Below are 26349 nucleotides of genomic sequence, written 5' to 3' on the forward strand. Positions count from 1 at the left end.
ATGAAAATAGTGAGCATGATACTTAAAGGACTGATTGTTTTTATTAGTCTGTCAGTGTTGCCAGCCATGGCCAGTTGTACAAGTACCGGTGCATCACAGACCGAAGATAATCGTACTGCCCTGATTCCATTTGGCAAAGTCAATCTGTTTGATACCTACTTTTCACCTGTGGGTACATTGCTTGGCAGCGTAACTGTCCCGCCCACCAATTATACTTACGGGGGGGCAACAGCCTCAACAGTCTTATGGACCTGCGATCAGAGCGATCTTTCCAGTATCTACTTTCTGGTAGCCACCAATGGTGATGACAGAGTGGGTGGATTCTATGATATCGGCACGACTGACGGACTGGATGGTGTTTACGCAACTTACTTTGCGTACGTCGGACTTAAACTGACAATGAACAGTCAGGTCCTGACCCGCTACTGGCAGAAAGTCGCGGTTACGAGCTATGCGACATCCGGCACCAAAATACAAATCCGTCTGCAGGATATCCCTCCGCTTCAGGCTGAACTTTACCGCGTCAGCACTTTGCCAGGAACCAGTTCGGCCTCACGCTATTGCGGCAATAATAATACAGACAAAAGTGGTATTGTTTATGGCTCAACAACGGGCGCCGATTATAGCTGTATACAACCGAATGCTTATATTCAGCTCTTTGGCCCGGGTTTGACGGGTGATCAGGAGGGGCAGGATAGCGCTTACAACTGGCGGTTCTGGGGCGCAGACAATGGGTTTGGTTATGGCATGCGCTCTGTTAACCGTCTCTACAACACGCCAACGTGTGTGGTGCGCAGTGCCACACCACTCGTGATGTTACCCGTGATATCCGTTGCAGAGTTAAATAACAGTTTATCCAGTTCTGCCAGCTTCAGCGTCAGTGTTGAATGCAGTAACAGCGTGACTTCGGGAACCGCGACTTCACAGACTGCACTCGGATTTCAGGTTTCACCCGGAGCTTACAATGCTGCAAATTCGCTGGGTCTGGTAAACAGTTCAGATGGTGTCAGCATGCTGCTTTCAGACAATTATAATGACGCAACATCTGCAAAAGGGGTGGGAATTACGATTGCTCATGCCAGTTCGCCTTCCTCGCCACTGACACTTATAGGGCAGACCGGTACTGACCCGCTCAACACCAGTTATATGGGAAGTAACGCAGGCTGGTATCCGGTTCTGGACAATGCCAGCGCAACAGGAAGCAGCGTATCCGGTTATACAAACTATTCTTATAACTTTATTGCTACGCTTAAGAAAATCCCGGGACAAACTGTAACGGCTGGTAAAGTAAGAGCAACGGCTACCGTAGTGGTGAAAGTGCAATGAAATATATTGCTCATTTCCTGATTGTTTTTTCATTGCTGAATAATAATGTCAGCGCTGGCGTTATGCCGTCCCGGACAAGGGTCGTGTATACAGAGAGCAATCGGGAACAGTCTCTGATGCTGGCTAATACAAATCGTTATCCCGTAATTGTTCAGACATGGATCGACAATGGTGAAGGAACGCCTGATGTTTCAGGTATCCCGTTTATCAGCGTCCCACCGGTATTCAGGCTTGAACCCCATGCAATTAAAGGGGTGCGTATCATATACAATGGCAGGCCGGTTCGCCGGGATAGGGAGTCTCTTTACTGGTTTAACATCTATGAAATCCCTCCTGAAAGAAAAGATGTCGTAATGGAGAACGGCGTACTTGTAACAATGAATACACAGATCAAACTGTTCTATCGTCCTTCCGGAGTTATCACCACGCCGGAACAGGCAATCTCAGCTGTTACCTGCCACAAAGCAGGGATACAGATTATGCAGTGCTATAATCCCTCACCTATACACCTCTCAGTGATTGCAGTTCAGATTGATTCTTATCGTTCAACGGCCAGAGCACTGGATAGCGACCTGATGATACCTCCATTAGCTGAGAAAAAAATCAACCTGAGCAAAGACATACCTGACAGTTTTAGTGCGGAATTTCGTTATGTCAATGACAGCGGCGACCAGCTTACCCATAGGGTAGTTGTGAAGAAATAATTCACACTTTCTTTGCTAACATTGTTCATCACAAAAACCTATATGTTACCAGACTTACTATCATGCTGATTTATTTAACTTTAATAAATCATCCTTCATTCAGTGAAGATGGAGAAACTAAAAAATGCCAGGTTCAGTTAGCTGTCATACATCAGACTGATTTGACTTATTTCAACAATACCAGGTTTCATTTAATTTGAGTTAAGGGTTTGTTGAACGCTCATTTTTTAATTTCGTGTTAAAAATACCTATTCAAAACATGTACTAAAGAACAACGCCCACCACATAGAATTCCGAAATAAAAATATATTTTGATTAACAATCAGCAGGTTATAAAGATAAGCGACGCCTTTAACAAAAATGCGCAATTGACAGAAATCTTTTTCCGATGTTATTTTGTATTTCACTTCAGGATTCGAAAAAATGAGAATGCTTTCTCGCACAAAAAGTGCAGTTTCGTTCCTGTCCGCCCCTGATGCTCATGAATTAATTTTACTGGTATCAGCGTTACTCACCCTGCAACAACGTAACACTGGAGAAATTTTATAAACATAAAAAAAACAAGAGCCTGCATTCTGGCTTTATTTGCCCCCACTTTGTTTTTTGCCTCACTTCTGAATGCGGCAAGCGGTGGAACGGTAACTTTTACTGGCCTGCTGGTAGAAGCAACCTGTACGACCAAAGCATTTAATAAAACTGCTGATATAACCTGCGTCAGAAACCATAAGAAAACAACTGACAACGTAGAGTTTGACAAACTGAACAATAAAATAGCCTCAGGAAACGTCATTTACACTGCATTACTCAGACACGTTAATGAAAGAAAAAACGTTGCCATGCTGGATGTCACTTATCAGTGACCGGCATTATTAAGGCTAAAATGTTTATTAACATTCTTTAAATTAAAATCACCAGAGTTAAAAGTATTAAACCAGTCAGAAAAAACATCTTCCGGCTTTCGTTGATAATAAAAGATAAATCTCTTATTTTTTTGAATCCTGTTATAGCTCTATATTGAAAACATGAATGGCAGAGTTATGTGTATCAACCTGCCACCTTTTTTACAACCTTGAAGAAAATGGAAACCGCATTTCGATTCCAGACTCTGTACCTTCAGGTGTTATTGTTAATGTATTGCTGTCATATACAAGCCGGAAATCAAATCTTAACAATAAGAAGTCCTGCATTTCTGAAGCAGTTATGACCACTTTAAAAGTCGTAAATTAAGTTTTCAGCTATATGCCCAATCCTTTTGGACCCTGAATATTGAATTAAGTATGGTTTTAAATTTTCTGATGCAGGCTGTGGTCGCGACTTTTTTCATTTTTCCACGTGCAATTAGAGATGTATAAAAGTCCTTAATCTGAGGGTTATATCGAATCGCTGCAGGCATCTCCATATCGAGTGTTGCCCGCAGGCCAGCCCCGGATAGCCCTTTTACCGCGAAGCTGCCCGCTGTCTCGGTCATACGGGCATACACCAACCAGGGCCGATATCTGCCTGCGCGTCAGCGCTCCCAGCTCAGGATAGCCGCCTGAGTTACTGGCCCAACGCCCTTAACTTTTCCAGGCATTTTTTCGTTTTGCAGAAAGCGCAGTGTTTTGATTAAGGGGTTATTTTATTTCCTGGTCCAGAATATCAATGTGTGAGTTAAGCCAGGCGATATGCGCTGCAATACCCATCTCAATATATGACCCGTTTTTCCTGCAGCCTGTTAGCTTCCATGACACGATTCTGTACCAGCTGACGCCGTCGGGTAAGAAGCAGTGCCAGATCCTGAAGCGCTTTGTCTCTGGCAGGTCTGAATTACGGTTTCATCCGACGATCCTATTGGCAGAGTATCCTGGCATCGATAGAATCGCTTTTTGCCAACTTACCGATTGCCCTGGCAAAATTCTTTATCTGTCGCGGATTAATGACAGCAACAGGCAGACCCGCTGAATTCAGCATTGAGCCAGTTAGAGAGTGATACCGGCTTGCAGCCTCCATGACAACCCCCGTTATATGAAGACCTTCCAGCTCCTTCAGCCACTGCATGATGCCGGATGCGGGATTCTCCAGATGTATCAGTTGCTCGCTGGTACCAATAAAAACATCTAACGCGAACTTTGATACGTCAATACTAACAGTGGTTTTATCGATCATTTCAGTTTTCCTGCCTTGCAGATACGGGCTTCTGACGCACCAAATAATTATTCGGGCTACAGCTGAAAGTGATGCTGCGCATCATGCTTACCCGCAAGCTTATCAATCCCTGAATGTCGATCGGGCTGCAGCGTCAGTAAAAAACACAGAATAAGTTAATCCCATCCCGGTTCTGCATTTAAAATTCAAAGCTATGGAATTTCAGAAGAGGAACGCGAAATCGTCGCCTGGTTTCGTCGTCAGCACTGGACGACATTCGCACAAGTCACAGAGGACTCTTTCACATTCAGCGCTGTAACGATTCTCTGAAAAGTGGGGGCCGGAAGAGGTAAAAAAAACCAGCCGGGCGGCTGGTTTTTATAAGCGGGTGACAGGAACGTTACACCAGCTGTTGTGCGGTAGTGTCTACCAGCGTCAGCAGCACTTTGATATCGTCCAGCGTCACCGTCGGGTTCAGCAGGGTCATTTTCAGGCAGGTCACACCATCGTGCTCGGTCACGCCGACATTAGCACGGCCCGACTCCAGCAGCGCATCACCAATACGCTGATTAAGCAGGGCGATATCCGCACTGCTCAGATGCGCCAGGTGCGCCGGACGATAGCGGAACAGCACGCTGGCAAGCTGTGGAGTCATCACCAGTTCCAGCGCTGGCTGCTCATCCACGTACTGCGCCACCTGCTGCGCCAGCGTCACGCCGTGATCGATGATGTCGGCATACTGTTTCTGACCCAGTGCTTCCAGGCCCATCCACAGCTTCAGCGCATCAAAACGGCGGGTCGTCTGCAGCGATTTTGATACCAGATTCGGTACACCCTGCGCCTCATCGAACTCCGAGTTCAGGTATGCCGCCTGGTAGCGCATCAGCTCATAGTGACGCGCTTCCTTCAGCAGGAAGGCACCACAGCTGATGGTCTGGAAGAACTGCTTGTGGAAGTCCAGAGTAATAGAATCCACCTGCTCAATACCGTCCAAATAGTGACGATACTTTTCAGAAAGCAGCAGTGCGCCACCCCAGGCGGCATCGACGTGCACCCAGATGTTTTCTTCTGCCGCGAGCGCTGTGATGTCACGCAGCGGATCGATCGCACCTGCGTCGGTCGTACCCGCCGTGGCAACGATCGCCAGAATGCTTTCACCATTCGCTTTGGCGGCAGCCAGTTTATGGCGCAGATCGTCCATATCCATACGGGCAAAACGATCGCACTTCACCTGGGTGACGGACTGGTAACCCAGACCAAGCAGCGCCATGTTCTTCTGCACGGAGAAGTGCGCATTCTCTGAACAGAAGACTTTAATCTTCTTCAGATCGCCGGTTAAGCCATCCTGCTGAACGGAGTGACCCTGACGGGCGAAAAAGGCATCGCGCGCCAGCATCAGACCCATCAGATTGCTCTGGGTGCCGCCACTGGTGAAGACACCAGCATCACCCGGCTGATAACCGACCTGCGTGCGCAGCCACTCAATCAGCTTCATTTCAATCAGGGTGGCAGAGGGTGCCTGATCCCATGAATCCATGCTCTGGTTAGTGGCGTTGATCAGCACTTCCGCTGCCTGGCTGATCACCAGGCTCGGGCAGTGCAGATGCGCTACGCACTGTGGATGATGCACCGACAGGCTGTCTTTGAGGAAATACTCGATGGCGCGTTCAATCGCGGCCTGGTTACCCAGACCCTGAGGATTGAAGTCCAGCTGAATACGCTCACGCAGCTCTGCGACGGTTTTTCCCTGATACATTTCAGGTTGTTCCAGCCACTTAACGACGGCCGCACTACTCTGGGCAATCGCCTGCTGGTAGGCCTCGGTACTCTGTGCTGAGGCCGCCAGAATCGGGTTTAACCGGGACATTGCATTCACTCCACTCAAACTGGTTGTACGCCAGCTGACAGCAGGGCGTTTTCAAATTTATCCATAAACACGTCCAGCTCTGCATCTGTGATCAGCAGGGAAGGCAGCAGACGTAATACGCTGCCGTGACGTCCGCCACGCTCCAGAATCAGGCCGTTCTCAAAACATTTTTTCTGCACCAGCGCAGAGAGGTCGCCATCAGCCGGGAAGCTGCCCATGTGATCAGCAGGTTCATGAGGCTTGACCATCTCAATGCCGAGCATCAGGCCCAGACCACGCACGTTGCCGATGACCGGGTAGCGCTGCTGCAGTTCGCGCAGTTTGCCTTTCAGCATTTCGCCCTGTGCCGCGACTTTGTCAGCGATGTTGTTGTCTTTCAGCAGTTTCAGCGTGGTCAGGCCGGTTGCCATCGCCAGCTGGTTACCGCGGAACGTGCCGGTGTGATGGCCCGGAGACCAGGCATCGAACTCTTTCTTAATACCCAGCACCGCCAGGGGCAGACCACCGCCGACCGCTTTTGACATCACGATGATGTCAGGCTCAATGCCTGCGTGTTCAAAGGCGAAGAACTTACCGGTACGCGCAAAGCCAGCCTGAACTTCATCAAGGATCAGCAGAATGCCGTGCTCTTTGGTGACTTTACGGATGCGCTGCAGCCACTCAGCCGGGGCCGGGTTAACGCCGCCTTCACCCTGAACGGCTTCCAGAATCACCGCCGCAGGTTTACGCACGCCGCTTTCCACGTCGTTGATCAGATTATCGAAGTAGTAGGTCAGTGCTTTCACACCGGCTTCGCCACCGAGGCCCAGCGGGCAGCGGTACTCGTGCGGGTAAGGCATGAACTGCACTTCCGGCATCATACCGTCGACGGCTTCTTTCGGTGAAAGGTTGCCTGTTACAGACAGCGCACCGTGTGTCATGCCGTGATAACCACCGGAGAAACTGATCACGCCGCTGCGGCCGGTGACTTTTTTCGCCAGCTTCAGCGCGGCTTCTACCGCATCCGCGCCCGACGGGCCGGTGAACTGCAGGCAGTACTCTTTGCCCTGACCCGGTAAGACGGAGAGCAGGTACTCAGAGAACTCATCTTTTAACGGTGTGGTTAAATCCAGAGTATGTAACGGCAAGCCGCTGGTAATGACATGTTGAATGCTCTGCAGAACGTCCGGGTGATTATGACCCAGAGCCAGCGTTCCGGCACCGGCAAGACAATCGAGATAGTTATTATTCTCGACGTCGGTGATCCAGACACCCTGTGCCTTCGCAATCGCGAACGGCAGTTTGCGCGGATAACTTCGAACGTTTGATTCAAATTCAGCCTGGCGGGCCAGATAGGTTTCATTGGTTGCGTTTGCGTTTTGAGCATTCAAACTATCAATACGGACTTTATCCGTCATCATATCTCTCCTACAACCGAAACGGCTAACGCGTTCCAGTTGAATAAATGAAAGTTAAAAAGGGTCTGTGTTAAAGCGCGGCCAATATAGGGTTTTTTAAGGTCCGACTCAATCTTTAATTTTAGTGATGGAAAACAGATTCTTTGTTATAAGAATCAAACAGTTGTTGAGATTATGACCGGATGTATTGCACTTGCTTTACAGGCATGTTTCCAATAAGTGGCGTAAAAACACCAGCTTACCCGGCTCAGACCGCGTCAGAATTAAGAGAATAATCTATGTAAACAGCTGTTTCCGGTGAAAAGGCTATTAAAAAGCGGCGTTCTCAGAGAGAAAAAATATATGCCGCCTGCGCTGCTAAAGTCGCATCCCCTGGCGTTAAAAACCGCAGATTAATTAAAATAATAAACCTTCTATTAACATTTAATTAAAATGCGGTCAGAACCTGAACGCTGCTCACCGGATAAATCTGGCTTATAACAGGCACTGGTCCACAAAATGGTTCAGGTCGGCCAGCGCTTCGCGCACCTTCGTTTCGGAGGCGTTGATCGTCAGCAGATCGGCATAGCCGTTTAACATCGCGCTGATCTGTCGGGCGGTGCGCGGGACATCGTCGCAACGCAGGCTACCCTCTGTGACGCCGTCACGGATGATCGTCTCCATCAGCGTCTGCCACAACTGCGTCATCTCTTCGGCCAGTAATGCATAGGGTTCATTATGAGCCGCCATCTGCCAGAAGGAAGAATAGAGCTGCCAGGTGGTGTCCGGCGCGCTGGGCAGGTGGCTTTCAAACAGCACATCCAGACGCTGACGCGGCGTGAGGGGCTTAAGGGAGTCCGCAAAGGCTTCAAAATCCACCCGCATAAAGCGATCCAGCGCCGCCAGACAGAGTGCCTGCCAGTTACTGAAGTAGTGATAGATGTGGCTGCGCGATATGCCGACCGTTTCTGTCAGCTCGCGAGTGGTCACTTTTTCGATCCCTTTTTCGATAAACAACCCGATTGCCGCATCCAGGATTTTTGTTCTTAATGCTTCCGCTGACTCTTTCATCATTACTCTCACATTGACTTTGAGCAACCGCTCAAATAGACTGCTTTTTGAACTTGAGCAACCGCTCAAAATTAATCATATCAGAAACTGAAACAGAAAAAATGCACTCCCTGAAACCTGCTCTGCCCGTTGCGGCTCCGCGCAGCGCCATTCTGACCTTAAAATCGCTGGGTCGTCTTCACAGCCGTAAGCTCATCCTGACGCTGCTGCTGGTGGTGGCGGAAAACGTCATGTACCTCCTTTATCCCCTGCTGGCGGGATTCGCGATCAACGCGATAGTCGCCGGAAGGACCTGGCACGCAGTGCTTTATGCGCTCATGGTGTTCACCATGTGGGCGATCGGTGCGGCGCGTCGCAGCGTGGACACCCGCACGTTCGCGCGGATTTATGCTGCCCTGGCCGTACCGGTGATTGTGACGCAGCGCAGCGAAAACCAGAGCGCGTCTACCATTGCCGCGCGGGTGGCGCTGTCACGCGAGTTTGTCGACTTTTTTGAGCAACATCTGCCGGTGCTGATTACCTCGCTGGCCTCCATGACCGGGGCGGCGGTGATGCTGCTGGCGATCGAGTTCTGGACCGGCGTGGGCTGTCTGGCGATTCTGCTGTTCTTTGCCTGTTTTCTGCCAGGCTTTACCCGGAAAAACGATCGCCTGTTTGGCCGGTTGAATAACCGGCTGGAAAAAGAAGTGCGTTTTGTCAGCAGCGCCAGCGCCACCTCTCTGGGCCGTCACTACGGCGTCCTGGCCAGTCTGCGCATCCGGCTTTCCGATCGCGAAGCCCTGGGGTATCTGGCTATCGGCAGCGTAGCGGCGCTGATGTTTGCGATCACCATCGCGGCGATGTCCCGTCGGGGCGGCATTGATGCGGGACATATCTACTCGGTGATGACCTATATGTGGATGTTTGCCATGAGCCTGGACGATGGCCCGCGACTGCTGGAGAAGTATTCGCAGCTGAAAGACATTGGCCGCCGGGTAAATACCGGTACTTACTGATCTCGCCGGGCCGGAACAATGTGTGCGCCAGATCACATAAATGGATTGCTAAGCGCAGCCTGAGTTTTTATAGTCTGCGCGCTGTTGCCAGATGAGAATGCGTTTTACTCTTCTTTCTGGCTCACTTCTGCTTTTACCTTCAGGCCATTGGGAATCCATTTTGTTAAGAAAAAATCATAAAACCGACGCTGCCGGTTTTGTCGGCTGGGCATTGCTGGCCCTTGCGCTGGGCGGCTTTGGCATTGGTACAGGCGAGTTCATTATGATGGGCCTGCTGCCGGATGTGTCACGATCTCTGGCAATTACCGAACCACAGGCAGGCAATGCCATCGCCGGTTATGCACTGGGCGTGGTCGTGGGCGCGCCGGTTATTGCGGTAATGGCGGCGCGCATGGCACGGAAAACCCTGCTGCTGATTCTGATGGCGCTCTTCAGCATCGGCAACGTCGCCAGCGCAATGGCCGACAGCTATCACGGCCTGCTCGTGGCGCGTTTTCTGACCGGTCTGCCGCACGGCGCTTACTTTGGCGTGGCGTCGCTGGTGGCTGCCTCGCTGGTGCCGGTAGAACGACGGGGCCGTGCGCTGGCATCACTGATGCTGGGGCTGACGGTGGCGACGCTTGTCGGTGTGCCGCTGGGCTCGTGGATTGGACAGCTGTTCAGCTGGCATGTGGTCTTCACCTTTGTTGGCGCGATTGGTTTGCTGACCTGCCTGCTGATTGGCCGCTACGTGCCTTACACGCCAGGCGATGCGGATGCGCATCCGCTACGTGAACTGGGTGCGCTAAAAAACGCGCAGGTCCTGCTGACGCTGCTGGTCGGCGCGGTCGGATTCGGCGGCATGTTCGCCATCTTCAGTTATATCGCGCCCACGCTGATTAACATCGCGGGGCTGTCACCTTCGCTGATCCCGTGGGCGATGGTGGCGTTCGGACTGGGGATGATCATTGGCAATCTGGTCGGCGGTCGTCTGGCTGATGGGGCAGTGCTGAACATCATTGGCTGGACGCTGCTCTGGAACGTACTGGTGATGCTGGCCTTCCCGGTGCTGGTTCAGCACGTGGCGACCGGGCTGCTGGCGACCTTCCTGATTGGTACCTGCTCGGTACTGCTGCCGTCGCTGCAGATCCGTCTGATGGATGTCGCCAACGACTCCCAGACTCTGGCGGCCGCGATGAACCACTCGGCGCTGAACATCGCCAACGCGATGGGCGCGTATCTGGGTGGCCTGACCGTGTCGCTGGGCTATGGCTGGCTCTCCACCGTCTGGGTGGGCGTGGCACTGGGCGTCGGCGGCCTGCTGGTGTTTGTCATCACAGCGCGACATGCTGCCCGTCAGCAGGCGCAGCTGGCCTGATGGCAAGCGCGCAGCGGTACAGTCTGTCGCTGCGCGCTTACACTCACTACCTGATCGTTAAGGCCATCTGAACCCGCGCTGTGCGGGTTTTTTACCTTTTAGCCTGGGTAAAAGGGCGCCTGACGGCAGAGCGAGGCAGTCTGTAGCGGCAGGAGGCGTTCAGCGCAGGATGGGAACCAGACACTGCTGTAACTGCGGCCAGAAGTCCAGATGCGGGAAATGCCTGAATATTAGCGGTCAAAACGTTCTTATAAAAACCACGTTTCCTGAATCATCAAAAGTAATACTGTGTCTCAGGTTTTTTTAATCGGAAAAAGCAGGTTGATAACCTGTTAATGACAAATGGCGATGCGCTATTTTGGATGAATTTAATAACATCTGATTTTTTCGTAAAAGACCGGTGCGCAGGAAGCGCGGGTGGCAGGGTGATTTTGCACCGATCTTTTTAATGTCGATCTAAAAATTGTCCCTGATGACCATCAGATTATCACAAAGCCGATCTTGTTATCCGTGCACTCACAGAGTAACTCTTCCGGACAACCGCAAAGCTTTATCACTTCATGATAGCCTTCCCAGCTCTCAACGTACTTCTCCATTTTATCAATGCTACGTTGTGTACAGTTCTTATGAAAACCCACACACCAGAATGATCGGGTGTCATAGATGCAACGCTTGATTGCACTTATTTTTTCAATATCTTTTTCGAAGCCATTAATCAATGTCTGCGGGTTTGTTGAGCATTTCAGCTCAATGAAAATAAATGAATTTTTCCTGGTTTGCTTTTTTCTGATAGCAAAATCAACGAACATGTTAAGACGATTTTTCATCTTCCGGTTATCCGGAATGGCCTCAACTTCACGGTCAACAGTGTAACCCTCTAACCGGGAAATATAAAACTCCAGTTCGAGCTGTAGCCATTTCTCCCAATCGTTTCTTTTTGTACTGCAAATCATCATCAATTTTTTTCTGATAATGGCATCATGCAAAAAATCTTCCATGATCTTTTTTACGGTTTTAAAGTCAGTAATTAAACTCATTCTTCCCTCTTTTATAAAATTTATCCCTTTTGAGTTATATCGGCATGCTGAGTGAATACTTTAACGAAACATAAAGAGGTGATTCTTTTTATTGCTGAAATCCCTGCGTTTCTGATCACTTCAATAGGTCAATAAGATGCCGGTCATGATGAGATCTGTGTGTTACGGATATGTTTTCATAAGCCCGGGCGTCTCTGCGTTAGGCAATATAAATCCTCCTTGCTGAATGGCAGGCCTCTGCCGGAAATGCACGCTTCGACCGCCAGAGCAAATCAGGGATTGTGAAACTCAGATATCAGTCAACGCAGCGCAGGCTCAGGGCTCCCCATCAGTTGGCAACGCCCCGGAAGCAGGGCAGAAGGCAGAGTTTTCCAGACTGGCCAGTAAGTCGTGTGCATCTTAATGCCGTGACGCTATGTCAAAAAAAGATAAAATGCCGTCTGCCGCGCAATCGCGGCAGATTGCAGCACAGCATTATGCCAGTATGGTGAGTAAGGATGCTGATTCCGCTGCGTATTTTCCTCAATCAAGAGATAACAAATCTGATGAACGCTTCTGCTGGCATAGCCATGAAGATTACCGCTGCGCTGAGTTCCACGCTGATGCTGGCCTGTGTAAAAGGACTGGATGGCGCAATACCCGTGGGCGAGGTGATATTCTTCCGTTCAGTGCTGGCGCTGGTGCCGCTGTTGATCTGGCTGCGTTTTCAGGGCAGCATTCTGGACGGGATCCGCACCCGTAATATTCGCGGGCACGTCGTGCGCGGCCTCGCCGGAACCGGTGGCCTTTATTTCAGCTACCTGTCGCTGCTCTATATCTCCCTGACCGATGCCACCGCCATTAACTATGCTGCGCCGCTGTTTACTGTGCTGCTGGCGGCGCTGCTGCTGCGGGAAAAAGTGCGTCATCATCGCTGGGTCGCCGTATTTACCGGTTTCAGCGGCATTCTGGTGATGTTCTCCGGACACCTTACGCTGACGCGTCAGGCCAGCTTCTCGCTGTCATCGTCGGTGGGTATCCTGCTGGCGCTGATGGCCGCACTCTGTACCGCCTGTGCGCTGGTTCAGATCCGTTTTCTGAATGGTAAAGAGAAGCCGGGCGCTATCGCATTCTGGTTCGCCGTCACCACGGCACTGACGTCGCTGGTGACGTTACCCGGCGGCTGGAAAGTGCCGCACGGCAATCAGCTGGCGCTGCTGATAGGGTGCGGGCTGCTGGGGGGCATCACCCAAATCCTCATGACCCTGAGCCTGCGCTACGCGGAAGCCTCATTACTCGCCCCGTTCGATTACACCACGCTCCTCTGGTCGGTAGCGGTGGGGTATCTGCTGCTGGGTAATCTGCCAAACTCAACCACCCTCATCGGCGCGGCGCTGGTGGTTACCGGGGGCCTCTATTCGGTGTTGTACGAACGCTACCGGTTTCGCAAAGCGCAGGCCGTTAACGTCACAACCTGAAATCGGAGCAGAGTAATACGCGCTGGTGGCGTAATTACGCACGGTTAATAATTTGTGATCGCGGCTGAGGAAACCCAGACTGTAATCGATTACTTTATCTGCACACAGCAAAAGTAATCGATTACTTATTGGTGAGGTGCCTATGATTGTGACGGTGCAGCAGAATGCAGGCCAGCAGGTGCAGCATAAGCTGCTGGTGCCGCGTCTCTCTCTGATGATGTTCATGCAGTTCTTTATCTGGGGGAGCTGGTCGGTCACGCTGGGACTGGTCATGACCCGCCATAATATGTCGCTGCTGATTGGAGATGCATTCTCGGCAGGGCCGATCGCCTCGATTCTCTCGCCATTTGTGCTGGGCATGCTCGTAGACCGTTTCTTCCCTTCGCAGAAGGTCATGGCGGTGATGAATCTGGCGGGGGCGGCGATCCTCTGGTTTGTGCCGCAGGCGCTGATAGCAGAGAACGGTGCGTGGCTGATTGCACTCCTGTTTGGCTACACACTCTGTTTTATGCCAACGCTGGCGCTCGCCAATAATATCGCCTTCCATAGTCTCGCCAGCAGTGAGAAAAATTTCCCCATTGTCAGGGTTTTCGGCACGATTGGCTGGATCGTGGCGGGGATCTTTATCGGCGTTACCGGCGTGGCTGACAGCGTGGCGGTCTTTCAGCTGGCCGCGCTCTGCTCGCTGCTGCTGGCGATTTACAGCCTGACGCTGCCCCATACTCCGGCCCCCGCCAGAGGATTGCCGCTGAAGATGCGCGATCTTTTCTGTGCGGATGCCTTTGCGCTGCTGCGTCAGCGTCATTTCATGGTCTTTGCGATCTGCGCCACGCTGATCTCTGTTCCGCTCGGCACCTATTACGCGTTCACGGCTTCCTGGCTGGCGGATGCCGGGATCCGTGAAGTCAGTACGCTGATGTCGCTGGGTCAGATGTCAGAGATTGTTTTCATGCTGATCATCCCGCTGCTGTTCCGTCGCCTGGGGGTAAAGATCATGCTGCTGATCGGCATGGCCGCGTGGTTCGTCCGTTACGCCCTGTTTGCGCTGGGTATGAACGATGAGACGCGCACGCTGATCTATCTTGGGATTCTGCTGCATGGCATCTGCTATGACTTCTTCTTTGTGGTGGGATTCATCTACACCGACAGGATTGCCGGCGAAAAAGTAAAAGGGCAGGCGCAGAGCATGGTGGTGATGTTCACCTATGGCATGGGCATGCTGCTGGGCTCGCAGATTTCGGGGGCGCTCTACAACCATCTGGTTGCCGGTCACGCCAGCGCGCAGAGCTGGGCAATATTCTGGTGGATTCCCGCCGTTGCCGCCGCGCTGATTGCCATTATTTTCTTCTTTTCGTTTACCTATCGCGATCCGGCGATGAAAGAGCAGAGGAGTCGCCGATGAAAACCATCAAAGGACCGGGCATCTTTCTGTCGCAGTTTATCGGCGAGCGGCCGCCGTTCAATACGCTGGCGGGACTGGCGGAATGGGCCGCCGGACTGGGCTATCAGGCGCTGCAGATCCCGTGTCATCAACCCGCTATCTTTGACCTCGAACGGGCAGCGGTAAGCCAGACTTACTGCGATGACATACGCGGCATGCTGGCAGGATTCGGGCTGGAGATCAGCGAACTTTCGACACACCTTGAGGGACAACTGATGGCGGTAAATCCCGCCTATGACCTCGCGTTTAATAATTTCGCGCCAGAGGCGCTGCGGGGCGACCCGGCCCGGCGCACCGACTGGGCCGTCGCCACACTGAAACGTGCGGCAGCGGCTTCTGAAAAACTCGGTCTGCACGCTCATGCCACCTTCTCCGGCTCGCTGGCGTGGCCCTGGTTTTATCCGTGGCCGCCGCACCATGAGGCTCTGTTTGATGAAGCGTTTGCGGAGCTGTCGCGGCGCTGGTTGCCAGTGCTGGAAACCTTTGACCAGCACGGCGTCGATCTCTGTTACGAACTTCATCCCGGAGAAGACCTGCATGACGGCGTTACGTTTGAACGCTTCCTCCAGGCGGTGAATCAGCATCCACGCTGCCATATCCTGTATGACCCCAGCCATCTCTTTCTGCAACACATCGACTATCTGCAGTTTATCGATCTCTATCATCCGCACATCAGAGCCTTTCACGTTAAGGATGCCGAGTATCAGCGCAACGGACGCAGCGGCGTGTATGGCGGCTATCAGCCGTGGCTCTCACGCGCCGGGCGCTTCCGTTCGCCGGGGGATGGTCAGATCGACTTTGGCGGTATCTTCAGCAGGCTGGCGCAGTATGAATTCAGCGGCTGGGCCGTGCTGGAGTGGGAATGCTGCCTGAAAGCGGGGGAAACGGGCGCGCGCGAGGGGGCGGCGTTTATTCGCAACCACATCATTCCGGTGTCTGACCGCGCATTTGACGATTTTGCTTCAGCCAGAAACGCCTCTTCGGTCCGGCAGCAGTTAGGTCTGGATCGCGACGTTTGAGGGGGTAGCCCGGCCTTTGCAGAGGGGCCGGTCTTGCACGGGTAAACCAGAAGGATCGCTATGTCTGTACAGAAGATTGCGCAAATGGCGGGAGTATCGGTCGCCACGGTTTCCCGGGTACTGAATAACAGCGACAGCGTAAAACCGGCGAATCGCCAGAAAGTGCTCGCGGCAATTGAAGAGAGCAACTATCAGCCCAATCTGCTGGCGCGCCAGCTGCGAACCGCACGCAGTTCGATGATTCTGGTGCTGGTGTCGGACATCTCAAACCCGTTCTGCGCCGAGGTGGTCAAAGGGATTGAGGCGCGGGCGGAGAAAAACGGTTATCGCATCCTGTTATGCAATTCGGGTGCAGATATCGCGCGTTCGCAATCCAGCCTGCAACTGCTCTCTGGCAAGGTCGTTGAGGGCATCATCACCATGAATGCCCTCAGCAGACTGCCTGAACTGAGTGAGCTGATTGGTGAGGCACCCTGGGTTCAGTGTGCTGAGCATGATGACAACGGGCAGATCGCCTGCGTTGGTATTGATGATGAAGCCGCTGCGCGATCGGTGGTGCACTATCTTGCCGGGCGGGGACGCCAGCGTATCGCCCTGATTAATCACGATCTGCGCTACCGCTACGCCCGCCTGCGTCAGCAGGGTTACACCGCTCAGCTTAATGAGCAGCATCTTACCTGGCAGGCCATCGCCTATGCCAGCGAGCTGAGTTTCAGCGCCGGCAGGGTGGCCATGCAGCAGCTGCTGGCTGACGCAGTGCGACCGGATGCGGTGTTTGCCGTCTCCGATACACTGGCTGCCGGGGCCATGGCAGCGATTCAGCAGGCGGGGCTGCGGATACCGCAGGATATTGCCGTGGTCGGTTTTGACGGCAGCGAGCTGGCTGACATGACGTCACCGCCGCTGACGACGCTGGCTCAGCCTTCTCACGCGATTGGTCGCCAGGCCTGTGAGCTGCTGCTGCAGAAAATTGCCTTTCCGGACGTGCCGCCGCAATGCGTGATCATGCAGGGTGAGCTGGTGGTACGGGCCAGTAGCTGACCATTGCCTCTTCAGCCTCTTTTCAGGCCACGGCGTCTGCCTGGCACATGACTGTTATCGTATGCAGACGCTCAGAGGAGAATTTCGTGGTCAGGACGGTGGGTGGTGAAAGGCGTATATATCGCCCGACAGACCTGTTCAGCCTGTGCGAAGTTACTGCGCGACCTTCGCCGCGCAGTTTTCTGCATCACTGTGCGTTCAGGAATGCCAGCAGATCCTGATTCAGCTGATCCTGATGCGTTACCGCGAATCCGTGCGGCGCATTGTCATACACTTTGAGTTCAGCCCCTTCGATCATCTCTGCGGCGACCTTGCCCGTCGATTCAAACGGAACGACCTGATCGTTACTGCCGTGGATTACCAGCGTCGGTACCTTCACTTTCGCGACGTCAGCACGGAAATCGGTCTCTGCAAACGCGGTTACGCAGTCGACCGTGCTCTTCAGCGAGGCCAGCAGCGCGATGTTCAGTGTCTGCGTCATCACACCTTCGGACACGGTCTGTCCGGCGTTGGTGCCATAGAAGGGGGTTGCGAACGCTTTAATGAACTGCGCGCGATCTTTCAGCAGGCCATCGCGGATCCCCTCAAATACCGACATATCCACGCCCTGCGGGTAGTCAGCCGTTTTCCCAAAGATTGGCGTGACGGCACCCAACAGCACCAGCGCCGCGACGCGATCGCTGCCATAGTTGCCGATGTAGCGCGTGACATCGCCACCGCCCATGGAGAAGCCGACCAGAGTGACGTCCTGCAGGTCAAGATGAGTGATCAGGTCATTGATGTCAGAGGCGAACGTATCGTAGTTATTGCCATTCCAGGGCTGGTCGGAACGACCAAAACCGCGACGGTCAAACGCAATTACCCGATAGCCATTTTCAGCCAGGAAGTTCATCTGGCTGTCCCACATATCGGCATCCAGCGGCCAGCCGTGGCTGAATAACACAGGCTTACCGGTTCCCCAGTCTTTAAAGTAGATTTGTGTGCCGTCTGTCGTATTAAAGGTACTCATAGTATTGCCCTCTGTATGACGTGATGGATGGATATGGCGCTTTCTCATGCAGGCAGCATCCGATAACGAATTCGGGGGAACGCTTCACCCGGTTTACCGGCAACACGCCGTTAATGGCTGAAGCAGGCGCCTGCCGCGCGCGGGACGGATGCGTCCGGTTTTTGACCTCTGATCAGGAACCGGACTGTCAGCGCACTGGAGTGCTGTGAAATGTGCACCGGTAAGCGCCTGCTCGCCATGTTTCATAAAGACAAAAAGGATCTGCGCATCATCAATAGTAATCCGATATGTGTAATTCACCATGACAGGGGCGTATGGACATCGGTTTTACAGTAGGGGCAGGAGGCTATTGCGATATCCGCAAGGGAGGGGTTTTCGCAGAAAAGTTATCGTCTGACGGAAATGTGCTGGAAAAAGCGAACCTTCATGCCCTGAACGATGCAGGGCATGGCGGGCGTATTAATGATTGGTCACAACGGCTGTCAGAAACTCAGTCTGAAACCGGCCGTCGCATAAACCGGCGTTTCAACCTTCTTCCCTTTCTGATAGGTCACTTCGGTATAGAGCGAGGCGTTCCGGGCCACATCAGCGGTTAAGCCAGCGCCATATTTGCCCACGTTGCCGTAGTAGCGCGTATCAAATGCCACCTCATTGATCTCTGTCCGGTTGCGATTAGTGAACTCACGGGCAGCCGCCACTTTGAGGTAGGGCCGGACGCTGTGATTCATTACATCGAATTCACTCTCAACTAATGTACCGACTTCCCCCTGAACACTGTTTGCGGCATTGACGCTAGCTTCCATGCCATTATTCAGAACGTAGCTGGCTTTGCCGATCCGCGAATAAGTGAATCGTCCGTAAGGCGTTACGCTTAAAGGTCCCGTTAAGTCGAGTGTGTAGCCTGTTTCTGCGGCAGCGGTGAAGGATGTCTGATCGTAGTTGCCTTTGGCCCGGCTACCGCTGTTCATGCTGGTGTTCAGGTCATTATTAAGATGGTTAGCTTTCACCAGCAGATCGGCATAGAAGCCATTATTGTCGAGCCACGTGCTATAAAAACCGCCACTGTAGCTTCGGATGTTGCCATTATTGGCGCGATCGGACTGAATAGTACTTTTACTGAATGCGGTAAAAGCACCCATTAAGATCCTGCCGTTATCGGTAGCATGCTGACTGTCGGCACCAATCTGCATACCATTAATTGAGAGGTGAAAAGCGCTGTAACCCTTGTCATCGAGCCGGCTATTCTGATTAAGATACCGCGCCCATACGCCAGTATCACTATTCTGCCGATGCAGATCGCCCATTCTCTGACGCAGCGAACTGGTTTCCGATTCCAGGATAATCCGGGGTGCAGCAGCCAGGTTAAGCACCGCCTGCGCGCTATTACTTAGCTGAGGTTTCGGCTCAGTGATCTGTCGGTTGACGTCTGCCTGCGCAGTTGCCTCTGGCGAATCTGATTCGCCTGGCTTACCTCCAACTAAAAACCACTCGGTATGGCCATTCTCTGTTTTGTTACTGAGCCGATATTGCCAGACGCCCGCTTCAACAATCCCACCCCTGTTAAGTAAACTGAAGCGAGCATCGCCGCTGTTGATATAAACCAGCTGCACATCGCGAGGTTGTGTTATTTCCCGGCCACTGTCGCTGACATAGATACCGAAACGTCCGGTTGCCTTGTCCGAAACCGTAATTCTGTCGCTGGCCCTATCAGCCAGGCTGCTGGTGAGGTAAAAATCACCCTCGCCTGAAAGAGTTTTTAATGCCAGATGATTAAATTGCGCTCCAGAGGTATATGCCAGCATGTTGACTTCACTACCGGACTGCATCGCCAGGTTATCGATTCGCGTGACAAGCTCCGGGCCGATATTATCCGGCAGGGGCGCATCGCCATCGTTGCTATCACCTATCCAGGCGGGGCCAATTTCCATCGTGCCAGCCAGCGTCAGGTTTTCGATATATACGCCCGCACCTGGTGCCGGTGAATTAATAGTGACATCGGTGGTATTGGGATCGGTGCTATAAATGTCTAACACAGCCTGGGGGCTAATAAATAGCTGCCCGCTTGATACGGCCGCAGTGCCCATGCTGACTTCACCGGATCCTGCAACTGTCGTATTACGAATACCCGGATGCGCCAGCAGGCTCTCATCCTCTGACCGTAGCAGCGATACGCGAGAATTGTCGGTCACCAGGGAATCAGCGACTAACCCATCATTCTGCACATAGAGATTGCTCTTGCCGGTCAGCGTGAGGCGGCTGACGGGGGGCGATTGAGTTAAGCTGAGTTCCGCATCACAGTATGTCGAGCCAGACAATATTTCTTCATCACTGTAATCGTGACCCCAGGCCGGAGGCGTCAGCCCGATAATAAAAGAGGTGATGCCTAACGATAACGCACTTTTTTTATAACTAAAAATGGCCATGCTTTATATCCCTATAAATTAGATTTTAAAAAAGCCGGAGGAGGATGCACCCGCTCATTCTCAGGTCTGATATTTAGTCCATAACCCGGATAACACTAAAGCCGGCACGTTATTATACGTGTCCGGGGGCGTCATTATTCCGGCGAAAGAGTGCAGATAGGCGATCAGGCTCATGACTGACAAGCTCAGTCCGGGGCGGAATAGCCCTGTCGCAATAATTTCGAATAGTTTTTGGTACGGAAAAAACAGCTGTTATCGGGTGAGTTAAAAAACGCAGATTAAGAAGAATGAGAGGGCGTGCAGTTTGGCTTTTCATAAACATCCCTGTTATTTCTTTCGGTGATTTGTGCGTCCTTGCACATTGCAAAAATATATAATTTTTTTCAGTTGTCAAGGCAGCATGAAAAAACGATGTCGCAACATCGATATGAAAAAGAGAATAATTTATATTTCCTGCAGAATATGCCACAGAAGCTTTAACAGGTACGTTTATAGTTACAACATACTAATATTTTATATACAATACAGACCTGAACATCCGCGTTTTAAATGTCTCGCATAAAAAAAGTAAGCCTCTTTGCAGAGAGTTCCGCCGTGCGTTTTGGCTGGTAAGATGTCATTACATTTAAAAAAACGTGATTAATCAGAGAGTAACCGCATTAAGCGTAGCGGTATTCATGGCGGAGTCGTTAATCCTCACTAAGCTTGTGAAGTAACCCCTTAAATAAAGGGACCTTTTCCAGCCGCAAGGAACAGGCGATATCGTCATGAGGCGTATATGAGTGAAAACTACTGCACCATTACTTTTAATGGTGAACGACTCAAAGGGCTGGCAGATCAGCCGCTGATTGATTTTCTGGATGCTCACGGAAAAAAATTACCGCATGTCTGCTATCACCCGGCGCTGTCGCCACTGCAAAGTTGCGATGTCTGCTGGGTGGATGCCGATGGCGAGCGCGTCCGGGGCTGCACGCTACGTACCGAAGAGGGCCTGATGGTTCAGAGCGAAGGCGTTGCGCTTAAAGCGGCCCAGCAGGAGGGTATGGACCGGCTGCTTAACCGCCATGAGCTTTACTGCACCGTTTGCGAACACAACACTGGCGAGTGCACGCTGCATAACGCGGTGGCGGATATGCATATTCCGATTCAGTATTATCCACACCAGCCTAAACCCTATAACAAAGATCACTCCAATCCGTTCTACACCTACGATCCAGACCAGTGCATTCTTTGCGGGCGCTGTGTTGAGGCATGTCAGAACGTTGAGGTTAATGAAACCCTGTCGATCGACTACACCCAGGCGCATCCGCGCGTGCTCTGGGATGGCGGAACGGAAATTGCCGGTTCGAGCTGCGTCAGCTGCGGCCACTGCGTGACGGTCTGCCCCTGCAATGCCCTGCTGGAAAAAACCATGCAGCCCGACGCAGGCCCGTTTACCGCGATGGATGAGGGGCTGAAACGGCCCCTTATCGACGTTGTGAAGTCACTGGAAAACAGCATCGGCATGGAGCCCATTACCGGCGTCTCTAAGATCGATGTGGCGCTGCGCCAGTCTGAGATCAAACGCACTAAAACGGTCTGTACCTACTGTGGCACTGGCTGCAGCTTCGAAATCTGGACCCGTGATCGACACATTCTCAAAATACAACCGCTCGCTGACGCGCCAGCCAACGGCATCTCTACCTGCGTGAAAGGAAAATTTGGCTGGGATTTTGTTAACAGTCCGGAACGTCTGACAACACCATTAATCCGCGAGAATGGCCGTTTTCGGCCCGCCAGCTGGGATGAAGCCTTGCAGCGGGTGGCTGATGGACTACGCGGCGTTGCGCAGCAACATGGAGGCGATGCAATTGGCTTTATCGGCTCCAGTAAAGCCAGCAACGAAGAGGCCTATCTGACCCAAAAAATCGCCCGCCTGATCTTTGGCACCAATAATGTCGATAACTCTTCCCGCTACTGTCAGAACCCGGCCACAGAGGGGCTGTTTCGCACCGTCGGCTATGGGGGGACGCCGGTACGATCAGTGACCTGCAGCAGGCCGGGTTGATTGTGCTGGTTGGCAGCAATCTGGCTGAAAACCATCCGGTGATCGCGTCACACATTAAACAGAGTCATAAACATCATGGCCAGAAGCTACTGGTCGTCGACCCGCGTTGTCATGAGATGGCAGAGCGTGCCGACTGCTATCTGCGCATTCATCCGGGTACGGACCTGGTGTGGGCCTCGGCAATGGCTAAATATATGTTCGACCACGGCTATGCGGATGAGGCTTTTCTGACAGAGCGGGTGAATAACATCGAAGCATATCGCGCCTCGCTCAACTCTTTTACGCTGGCCCGGGCCAGTGAAGTCTGCGGACTGAGTGAGTCTGAGCTGACTGAAGCGGCTGAGATGATTGGCCAGGCAGGCAGCGTTTGCATACTGTGGGCGATGGGCATTACCCAGCACAGCCACGGGGCAGATACCAGCACGGCCTTGTCAAATCTGCTGCTGGTCACCGGCAACTATGGCCGGCCTGGCACCGGCGGCTATCCGATGCGTGGCCACAATAATGTACAGGGGGCCAGCGATTTCGGCTGCCTGAGTAATTTTTATCCGGGCTATGAGAAAGTCACGGACGAAGCGGTTCGGGCCAAATGGGCCCAAGCATGGGGTGTCTCGCCAGAGGCGCTTTCCAGTCAGGTGGGTGCTGATAACTTCAGAATGGTTAAGGAGGCCGGAGAAGGCAAAATTCGTGCTATGTATATCACTGGCGAAGATACTGCTTTTGCGGATGCTGACCTGACGTCCGTCCATGCTGCCTTCAGCAGGCTGGATTTTATGGTCGTACAGGACATCTTTATGTCACATACGGCCGAATTCGCCGATGTGGTGTTACCGGGTGCGCCCAGTGTGGAAAAAGAGGGCACCTTTGTAAACACGGAACGGCGAATTCAGCACTTCTCACAGGCGTTAAAGCCGCTGGGCGACTGCCGTCCGGACTGGCAGATTTTCACCGACCTTGCCGCCCGTCTTGGGCACCCGTGGAACTATCCGAATCCGGGCGCAATTATGGCTGAGGCAGCAGGGATTGCCGACATCTTTGCCGGGGTCAGCTATGAGCAACTGGCTGGCTGGCGGTCTCAACTCTGGCCGGTCAGCGCCACCGGAGAAAGCACGCTGCGGCTTTACACCGAACGGTTTAACTTCCCCGATGGCAAAGCCCGACTCTATCCGCTGAGCTGGCAGCCGCCTGCTGAACAGGCGGATGCAGACTATAATCTGCTATTGAACAATGGCAGGATGCTGGAGCATTTCCAGTCGATGAATCAGACCGGTCAGGGCGGGCGTATTATGTCGCTGTCGCCTAATGCTTTTGTTGAGATTTCACCCGAGCTGGCCGCCTCACGTTCGCTGAGTGAAGGCGAGTGGGTTCGCATCAGTTCACGGCGTGGCGCGCTGGATGTACCGGTCGTCATCACGGATCGTGTCGCGGGTAATGTGCTGTTTATGCCGATTCATCACGGTAAAGATGGACTCAATATACTGACTGGTGAACATCATGATCCGGACGTGAATACGCCTGCCTATAAAGAAACGGCCGTTAACATGCAGCGCATCGATCACCGGCTGCAGCCTGATCCTCTGCCACTGCATAATTTCCGCCATGGCAGCCGGACACCGTTGTCACATCTGCCTGTCGAGCAGAAATGGCAGCAGGAAGGCTACCGCGAACCGCCTGAACATGTTGAAAAACCGGAGAAATTCTGATGGCAGAACGGATAAAATATCAGGTCCCGCCAACACCTGTTGAACCCACTGCCCGTGAAGCGATGGATGAGCTGATCGAAAATCTCCACCAGCATGGCTTCCTGAGGCTGGCGAACGATCTGGTGAAGTCCAACAGCGAAGTGGGAAAGATTCTGCTTTCCGGGCTTAATCAGCCCGGCACCCAGAACGCCCTCCAGAACCTCTCACTGCTGATGATGACGCTGGGCACTGTCCCGCCGGAACGGTTCAGTCATCTGCTGCTCGCCGTTCGCGATGCGGCAATGGCCGTGAAACCGGCCCGCGACGCAGCCCGGCAGGAAAAAGCCGCGCCCGGTATTCGCGGCATAATACGCCTGCTCAGGGATGAAGAACTCTGGCGTGGGCTGCGCCCGATATTTGCGGCGCTGGAGGTGTTCTCGCAGCAGATTGATCGCGAGGAGCAGAAACCGATCACCCGCTTCAGCGGCAAAAGCAGCCGGGAATAGGTCAGCCTGTCAGGCTTCAGGTTGGCGTGGGGGTATAGACCAGATGACCGGCGACCCCCCCCGCGCCACCGTCTTTAGGGTGATTAATGCCATCGGAGACGGGCACATCAGTGAAATCAAAGGGCGAAACGCTTTCCAGACAGGCGACGTTGACTCCAGACAGTTCGGGCTGCGAGCGGCTCTGATGAAAGGTGTAAATACCACAGACTGAGCAGAAGTAATGTCCCACTGCCTTGCTATTGAAGCGATATTCAGTCAGCTGCGCTTTGCCCTGCGTCACGTCCACTCTGGTTGCAAACACCACCACCGCGCCGCGCATCCGGCAAAATGAGCAGTTACAGCGGCGCACTGTGCTAAATCCGTCTTTCAGTGTCACCCGGAATGCCACTGCGCCGCAGTGGCAGCGTCCTGTCATTTCATTGTCCATCGTCATCTCCTGTCATAGAAAAGTGGCCCCCATTCAGCCTATGCCATCACAGGGGATCTGGCCGCCCCGAAGACGGATTTTTTGTCACGCACTGGCGGGGCACTGCAGAGAGAAGGCGAAGTTTTGCGGCCTGATGCCTGCTATAGCAGACGGAATCAAGCCACCCTGTTTTCAGGGCGAACAGACACTGTCTGCGATCAATCGCCTAGCCGGACCCAGCGGTGACCTGCTACCACTGTCAGCACCACAATCGTTATGCCTGCCGCCAGATGCATTAAGAAATCGATAAGATGCAGGTGGGTATCGTGGCAAAGCGACAGCAGCATCGACGAAGTAAACGCACTGCCGCAGCCGCTCAGCGCCAGGCTGCGTGCGGGATAGAGTGAGCGGGTACGCTGCAGGGCAAACACCGACATCAGCATCATGGGCAGGCTGGCCGACAGCATAAACAGATAGCAATGGATACCTTCACCCAACAGGGCCGCCCCCGCTGTTGGGGTTTCTGATGACAGGTTGACCAGGTTCAGCGCCAGCCAGATGCCTATTAGCAGCAGCAGCCAGCGCAGGCTGACCGGTTTTCTGCCGGCAATACTGAGCGTAAAGGCGGCGGCAAGCGTGCTGCCCGCGATAATAAGTGCCATCAGCAGGGCAACCAGCGCGAAGAGGGCGCCAGGCTGTGACCAGTCAGTGAGCCGGCTATGAAATGCCCAGCTGGTCAGTGCGCCACAGGGCAGTGCGAGCGCGATCCAGCCCGCAACGCGCCAGGCGGTAGGCCAGACGCGCCGGACCGGCTGCGCGGAAGCAGTAAGCTGATTAATTAACTGGTCATGATTTCTCATGATGCATCCGTCCGAATTTACGAAGATTAATCATTGCGCGATGCAGCAGGGATTTAACCGCAGAGAGCGACTGGTCGGTTTCGGCGGCGGCCTGCGCCAGACTCTGTTCACGCAGATGAACCGATTCGACGATGGCCCGCTGACGCTGCGGCAGGGTCGCCAGATAGCCGGAGAGACGCTCCGTATCCTCAGCGGCGTCCGCAGACTGGGCGGGCTGGGCGTGCAGCGCCTCTTCATCCTGAACTTCCTGACAACGGCCATGCTGGCGCAGCATATCGATCGTCCGTGCTGAGGCGATAGCGGCAACCCAGGGGAGGATCGGGCGATCAGGATCGTAAGTGTGCCGTACCCGATGAATGGCCAGCAGCGTCTCCTGAATGACATCCTCTGCCAGCGCTTCATCATGGATTTTTTTGCGCACCAGTGCCCGGATGGCCGGAACCATCGCCTTCAGTACCTGGTTATAGGCAGTTTTGTCACCTGCCTGCGCCCGGGCCATTAAAGCTGGCCACTGCGCGCGTTGATCACGCTCAGACATCGGGAATCAGCAGCTCACCATCCTGTTATGCTGTTGCGGTAACGCATCAGCCAGGCCTGTCGT

19 protein-coding genes and 1 pseudogene are annotated in these 26349 nt (G+C 53.1%); 10 read left to right on the forward strand and 10 right to left on the reverse strand.

Translation table 11 applies throughout. The features are described 5' to 3' along the window. Entirely contained in the window at positions 1-1326 is a 1326-nt protein-coding gene (locus ACLHDD_RS19530; protein ID WP_427105487.1) for a fimbrial protein, read from the forward strand. Next, entirely contained in the window at positions 1323-2030 is a 708-nt protein-coding gene (locus ACLHDD_RS19535) for a fimbrial biogenesis chaperone (protein ID WP_427105488.1), read from the forward strand. Before ACLHDD_RS19530 ends, ACLHDD_RS19535 begins: the two co-directional genes overlap by 4 nt. A 1827-nt stretch (positions 2031-3857) precedes the next feature. On the opposite strand, the gene ACLHDD_RS19540 is transcribed toward ACLHDD_RS19535, so the two are convergent. From ACLHDD_RS19540 to ACLHDD_RS19555, 4 genes are all read right to left on the reverse strand, one after another. Beyond that, positions 3858-4175, reverse strand: coding sequence for an IS110 family transposase (locus tag ACLHDD_RS19540; protein ID WP_427105489.1), 318 nt, complete (start codon positions 4173-4175; stop codon positions 3858-3860). A 379-nt stretch (positions 4176-4554) separates the two neighbouring features. Beyond that, positions 4555-6021, reverse strand: a complete 1467-nt coding sequence (locus tag ACLHDD_RS19545; protein ID WP_427105490.1) for a pyridoxal phosphate-dependent decarboxylase family protein — start codon at positions 6019-6021, stop codon at positions 4555-4557. Positions 6022-6035: 14 nt separating this feature from the next. Further along, positions 6036-7418 carry a diaminobutyrate--2-oxoglutarate transaminase gene (locus ACLHDD_RS19550; protein WP_288474792.1) on the reverse strand — a complete coding sequence of 461 codons (1383 nt, stop codon included), beginning with the start codon at positions 7416-7418 and terminating at the stop codon, positions 6036-6038. Between the two features lie 474 nt (positions 7419-7892). Further along, the gene (locus ACLHDD_RS19555) at positions 7893-8468 is read right to left on the reverse strand and encodes a TetR/AcrR family transcriptional regulator (RefSeq protein ID WP_427105654.1); all 576 of its coding nucleotides are present in this window, start codon (positions 8466-8468) and stop codon (positions 7893-7895) included. A gap of 101 nt (positions 8469-8569) precedes the next feature. Here ACLHDD_RS19555 and ACLHDD_RS19560 point away from each other — a divergent pair, with 101 nt between their 5' ends. After that, positions 8570-9463 carry an ABC transporter six-transmembrane domain-containing protein gene (locus tag ACLHDD_RS19560; protein WP_427105491.1) on the forward strand — a complete coding sequence of 298 codons (894 nt, stop codon included), beginning with the start codon at positions 8570-8572 and terminating at the stop codon, positions 9461-9463. Between the two features lie 160 nt (positions 9464-9623). Further along, complete coding sequence (locus ACLHDD_RS19565) at positions 9624-10820, forward strand: MFS transporter (RefSeq protein WP_427105492.1); 1197 nt, start codon at positions 9624-9626, stop codon at positions 10818-10820. A gap of 479 nt (positions 10821-11299) precedes the next feature. Here the strand turns inward: ACLHDD_RS19565 and ACLHDD_RS19570 are convergent, their stop codons facing one another. Continuing rightward, complete coding sequence (locus tag ACLHDD_RS19570; protein WP_427105493.1) at positions 11300-11857, reverse strand: hypothetical protein; 558 nt, start codon at positions 11855-11857, stop codon at positions 11300-11302. A gap of 545 nt (positions 11858-12402) precedes the next feature. Between ACLHDD_RS19570 and ACLHDD_RS19575 the strand changes: the two genes are divergently transcribed. The 4 genes from ACLHDD_RS19575 (at position 12403) to ACLHDD_RS19590 (ending at position 16815) form a co-directional block, all read left to right on the forward strand. Then, positions 12403-13314: a DMT family transporter gene (locus ACLHDD_RS19575; protein WP_427105494.1), complete on the forward strand. Its 912-nt coding sequence runs from the start codon at positions 12403-12405 to the stop codon at positions 13312-13314. Positions 13315-13456: 142 nt separating this feature from the next. Continuing rightward, complete coding sequence (locus tag ACLHDD_RS19580; RefSeq protein ID WP_427105495.1) at positions 13457-14716, forward strand: MFS transporter; 1260 nt, start codon at positions 13457-13459, stop codon at positions 14714-14716. Continuing rightward, the gene (locus tag ACLHDD_RS19585; protein ID WP_427105496.1) at positions 14713-15774 is read left to right on the forward strand and encodes a sugar phosphate isomerase/epimerase family protein; all 1062 of its coding nucleotides are present in this window, start codon (positions 14713-14715) and stop codon (positions 15772-15774) included. The genes ACLHDD_RS19580 and ACLHDD_RS19585 overlap by 4 nt, the downstream gene beginning before the upstream one ends. Before the next feature lie 60 nt (positions 15775-15834). Continuing rightward, a complete protein-coding gene (locus tag ACLHDD_RS19590; protein ID WP_427105497.1) occupies positions 15835-16815 on the forward strand; it encodes a LacI family DNA-binding transcriptional regulator in 981 nt (326 codons plus the stop codon). A gap of 187 nt (positions 16816-17002) precedes the next feature. On the opposite strand, the gene ACLHDD_RS19595 is transcribed toward ACLHDD_RS19590, so the two are convergent. Both ACLHDD_RS19595 and ACLHDD_RS19600 read right to left on the reverse strand, forming a co-directional pair. Next, entirely contained in the window at positions 17003-17824 is an 822-nt protein-coding gene (locus tag ACLHDD_RS19595; RefSeq protein WP_427105498.1) for an alpha/beta fold hydrolase, read from the reverse strand. A gap of 482 nt (positions 17825-18306) precedes the next feature. Next, a complete protein-coding gene (locus ACLHDD_RS19600; RefSeq protein WP_427105499.1) occupies positions 18307-20247 on the reverse strand; it encodes an autotransporter outer membrane beta-barrel domain-containing protein in 1941 nt (646 codons plus the stop codon). Positions 20248-21025: 778 nt separating this feature from the next. On the opposite strand from ACLHDD_RS19600, the pseudogene fdhF reads away from it, so the two are divergent. Further along, a pseudogene (gene fdhF, locus ACLHDD_RS19605) lies at positions 21026-23997 on the forward strand (formate dehydrogenase subunit alpha). Continuing rightward, a complete protein-coding gene (locus tag ACLHDD_RS19610) occupies positions 23997-24482 on the forward strand; it encodes a DUF1641 domain-containing protein (RefSeq protein ID WP_427105500.1) in 486 nt (161 codons plus the stop codon). The pseudogene fdhF and the gene ACLHDD_RS19610 overlap by 1 nt, the downstream one beginning before the upstream one ends. Positions 24483-24498: 16 nt before the next feature. On the opposite strand, the gene ACLHDD_RS19615 is transcribed toward ACLHDD_RS19610, so the two are convergent. The 3 genes from ACLHDD_RS19615 to ACLHDD_RS19625 form a co-directional block, all read right to left on the reverse strand. Beyond that, positions 24499-24909 carry a GFA family protein gene (locus tag ACLHDD_RS19615; protein WP_427105501.1) on the reverse strand — a complete coding sequence of 137 codons (411 nt, stop codon included), beginning with the start codon at positions 24907-24909 and terminating at the stop codon, positions 24499-24501. A gap of 197 nt (positions 24910-25106) precedes the next feature. Then, entirely contained in the window at positions 25107-25748 is a 642-nt protein-coding gene (locus ACLHDD_RS19620) for a DUF1109 domain-containing protein (protein WP_427105502.1), read from the reverse strand. After that, on the reverse strand, positions 25735-26286 hold the full coding sequence (locus ACLHDD_RS19625; RefSeq protein WP_427105503.1) for a sigma-70 family RNA polymerase sigma factor: 552 nt from the start codon (positions 26284-26286) through the stop codon (positions 25735-25737). The genes ACLHDD_RS19620 and ACLHDD_RS19625 overlap by 14 nt, the downstream gene beginning before the upstream one ends. Positions 26287-26349 lie beyond the last annotated feature (63 nt).

The organism is Pantoea sp. NSTU24, assembly GCF_050157905.1.
In the GTDB taxonomy this organism is placed as follows: domain Bacteria; phylum Pseudomonadota; class Gammaproteobacteria; order Enterobacterales; family Enterobacteriaceae; genus Pantoea.

Coding starts and splice junctions, on each gene's coding strand:
- ACLHDD_RS19575 (WP_427105494.1), top strand. CDS start 12,403: ATGAACGCTTCTGCTGGCATAGCCATGAAGATTACCGCTGCGCTGAGT.
- ACLHDD_RS19570 (WP_427105493.1), bottom strand. CDS start 11,857: ATGAGTTTAATTACTGACTTTAAAACCGTAAAAAAGATCATGGAAGAT.
- ACLHDD_RS19600 (WP_427105499.1), bottom strand. CDS start 20,247: ATGGCCATTTTTAGTTATAAAAAAAGTGCGTTATCGTTAGGCATCACC.
- ACLHDD_RS19545 (WP_427105490.1), bottom strand. CDS start 6,021: ATGTCCCGGTTAAACCCGATTCTGGCGGCCTCAGCACAGAGTACCGAG.
- ACLHDD_RS19590 (WP_427105497.1), top strand. CDS start 15,835: ATGTCTGTACAGAAGATTGCGCAAATGGCGGGAGTATCGGTCGCCACG.
- ACLHDD_RS19530 (WP_427105487.1), top strand. CDS start 1: ATGAAAATAGTGAGCATGATACTTAAAGGACTGATTGTTTTTATTAGT.
- ACLHDD_RS19540 (WP_427105489.1), bottom strand. CDS start 4,175: ATGATCGATAAAACCACTGTTAGTATTGACGTATCAAAGTTCGCGTTA.
- ACLHDD_RS19535 (WP_427105488.1), top strand. CDS start 1,323: ATGAAATATATTGCTCATTTCCTGATTGTTTTTTCATTGCTGAATAAT.
- ACLHDD_RS19555 (WP_427105654.1), bottom strand. CDS start 8,468: ATGAAAGAGTCAGCGGAAGCATTAAGAACAAAAATCCTGGATGCGGCA.
- ACLHDD_RS19595 (WP_427105498.1), bottom strand. CDS start 17,824: ATGAGTACCTTTAATACGACAGACGGCACACAAATCTACTTTAAAGAC.
- ACLHDD_RS19550 (WP_288474792.1), bottom strand. CDS start 7,418: ATGACGGATAAAGTCCGTATTGATAGTTTGAATGCTCAAAACGCAAAC.
- ACLHDD_RS19615 (WP_427105501.1), bottom strand. CDS start 24,909: ATGGACAATGAAATGACAGGACGCTGCCACTGCGGCGCAGTGGCATTC.
- ACLHDD_RS19580 (WP_427105495.1), top strand. CDS start 13,457: ATGATTGTGACGGTGCAGCAGAATGCAGGCCAGCAGGTGCAGCATAAG.
- ACLHDD_RS19625 (WP_427105503.1), bottom strand. CDS start 26,286: ATGTCTGAGCGTGATCAACGCGCGCAGTGGCCAGCTTTAATGGCCCGG.
- ACLHDD_RS19610 (WP_427105500.1), top strand. CDS start 23,997: ATGGCAGAACGGATAAAATATCAGGTCCCGCCAACACCTGTTGAACCC.
- ACLHDD_RS19560 (WP_427105491.1), top strand. CDS start 8,570: ATGCACTCCCTGAAACCTGCTCTGCCCGTTGCGGCTCCGCGCAGCGCC.
- ACLHDD_RS19620 (WP_427105502.1), bottom strand. CDS start 25,748: ATGAGAAATCATGACCAGTTAATTAATCAGCTTACTGCTTCCGCGCAG.
- ACLHDD_RS19585 (WP_427105496.1), top strand. CDS start 14,713: ATGAAAACCATCAAAGGACCGGGCATCTTTCTGTCGCAGTTTATCGGC.